General features: G+C 77.0%; 2 protein-coding genes. Both read left to right on the top strand.

All coding sequences use genetic code 11. The features are described 5' to 3' along the window. Positions 1 to 1,248 (top strand): allantoinase AllB (gene allB, locus ACTUAL_RS14525; protein WP_440900614.1); only part of this gene is annotated, 1,248 nt, incomplete at its 5' end. After that, the gene (gene alc, locus ACTUAL_RS14520; protein WP_096496602.1) at positions 1,245 to 2,240 is read left to right on the top strand and encodes an allantoicase; all 996 of its coding nucleotides are present in this window, start codon (positions 1,245 to 1,247) and stop codon (positions 2,238 to 2,240) included. The genes allB and alc, both read left to right, overlap by 4 nt. Positions 2,241 to 2,657: the final 417 nt, after the last annotated feature.

Raw genomic sequence — 2,657 nt, 5'->3', positions numbered from 1 at the left:
ACCCCGGCCACCACCCCCGCCGCCGCCCTCGTCCCCGAGGCCCTCCGCGCGGGAGCCGAGCTGGTCGAGCTGCCCGACGACGAGGTCCTCATCCCCGGCCTGGTCGACACCCACGTCCACGTCAACGACCCCGGCCGCGCCGACTGGGAGGGCTTCCCCACCGCCACGCTCGCCGCCGCCGCGGGCGGGGTCACCTCGATCGTCGACATGCCCCTCAACAGCCTCCCCCCGACCACCACCCCCGCCGCGCTCGACGCCAAGCTCGACGCCGCGCGCGGGCGCGTCCACGTCGACGTCGGCTTCTGGGGCGGCCTGCTGCCCGGCAACGGCGACCAGCTCGCCGCGCTCGTCGACCGGGGCGTCTTCGGGTTCAAGTGCTTCCTCGCGCACTCCGGCGTCGACGAGTTCCCGCACGTCGACGTCCCCCAGCTGCGCGCCGCGCTCACCCGCCTGCCGCCCGACCTGCCGGTGGTCGTCCACGCCGAGGACCCCGCCCACCTCGCCGAGCCCGCGAGCGGCGACTACCCCGGTTTCCTCGCCTCCCGCCCGCACGCCGCCGAGCAGCGCGCCGTCGCCGACGTCATCGCCGCCGCCCGCGACACCGGCCACCGCCTGCACGTCCTGCACGTCTCCAGCGCCCGCGCCGCCGCCGACCTCGCGGCGGCCAAGCGCGACGGCGTCCCCGTCACCGCCGAGACCTGCCCGCACTACCTCACCTTCACCGCCGAGGAGATCCCCGAGGGCGCCACCGCGTTCAAGTGCTGCCCGCCGATCCGCGAGGCCGCCAACCGCGAGCTGCTCTGGGCGGCCCTGCGCGACGGCGCGCTCGACCTCGTCGTCAGCGACCACTCGCCGTGCACCCCCGACCTCAAGCGCGGCGACTTCGCCACCGCCTGGGGCGGCGTCGCGAGCCTCCAGCTGGGCCTCCCGGCGGTGTGGACGCAGGCCCGCCGCCGGGGCTTCGCGCTGACCGACGTGGTCCGCTGGATGTCCACCGCCCCCGCCGACCTCGCCGGCCTGCGGCACAAGGGCCGCATCGCGCCCGGCGCGGACGCCGACCTGTGCGCGTTCGCCCCCGACGCCGCCTTCGTCGTGGACCGCGCCCACCTGCGCCACCGCAACCCGGTCACCGCCTACCACGGCCTGCCGCTGGCGGGCGGGGTGCGGCGGACCTGGCTGCGCGGGCGGCTGATCACCGGGGACGCGCCGTCCGGGCGGTTCCTGACCCGAGGCTGGGGAGCGGCATGAGCGCACCGGAGTGGACGAGGCTGCCGGACCTGGCGTCGCGCGGCGTGGGCGGCGGCGTGGTGTGGGCGAACGACGAGTTCTTCGCCGAGCGGGAGAACCTCGTCAACCGGGCCGAACCCGTCTTCCAGAGCTACACGTTCGGGCACAAGGGCCAGGTGTACGACGGCTGGGAGACCCGCCGCCGCCGCGAACCCGGCGACGACGCGGCGGTCGTGCGCCTGGGCCTGCCGGGGGTGGTGCGGGGCGTGGTCGTGGACACCGCGTTCTTCACCGGCAACCACCCGGTCGCCGCGACCGTCGAGGCCACGTCGGCGCCCGGCCACCCCGATCCGTCCGAACTGGACGGGTGGCAGGTGATCGTCCCGCGCGCCCCCCTCGGCGGCGACCGCAAGCACCACTTCGACGTCACCGCCGAGCGCCGCTTCACGCACGTGCGCCTCACCGCCCACCCGGACGGCGGCATCGCCCGGCTGCGCGTGCACGGCGACCCGGTGCCCGACCCGGAGCTGCTGGTGCCCGGCGCGGTGGACCTGGCCGCGCTGGAGAACGGCGCGCGCGTCGTGGGGTGCAGCGACATGTTCTACGGCTCGCCCACCAACCTCATCGCGCCCGGCCAGGCCGCCGTGATGGGGGAGGGCTGGGAGACCGCGCGCCGCCGCGACGACGGCAACGACTGGGTCGAGCTGGAGCTCGCCGGGCAGGGCGTCGTGGCGCTCGCCGAGCTGGACACCAGCCACTTCAAGGGGAACGCGCCCGGCTGGGCGTCGGTGCGCGGGCGCGACGGCGACGGCGACTGGGTCGACCTGCTGCCCCGCACCCGCCTGCAACCCGACACCCGCCACCGGTTCCGCGTCCGGGCCCCCGAGGCGGTGACGCGCGCGCGGCTGGACATCTACCCGGACGGCGGCATGGCCCGGCTGCGGCTCCTCGGGGCCCTCACCGACGCCGGGCTGACCGCGCTCGCACGGCGCTTCCACGACCTGTCGAGCTGAACCCCCGCTTTCGCGGATCTCCCGCAGTCCCCCTGGGTGAGGGGGCGGTGGAACCCCGGCGGTCCGGGCGTCGAGCCGCCCGCGCGGGAGCCGGAGGCGCGCACCGCGCAGCCGGTCGAGCCGCACCGGCTGGGGCGCGCTGCCGCTGGCGGGTTGATCGCGGCTCGGGGGGCGTGACGCGGGCCGGACGGAGGCGGGAGGGGACGGGCGCCGTGGAGGACCCCGGCGCGCCCCGCCGTTCGGGCTCAGGGCGAACCCCGGCCGAACTCCGGGACGGGCGGCGACGTGCGGCGGATGCGACCGGGACCGGCCGCTCGGCACCCTGCTGGTGTTGGTCGAACCGTCGACCAGGAGGAACCGTGCGAAGAACCCCGTGGACGCCCGTGGTGGCCACGGCGCTGGTCACCGCGCTGGCCG

Source organism: Actinosynnema sp. (assembly GCF_052038725.1).
This window is presented reverse-complemented; position numbering and strand designations above follow the sequence as displayed.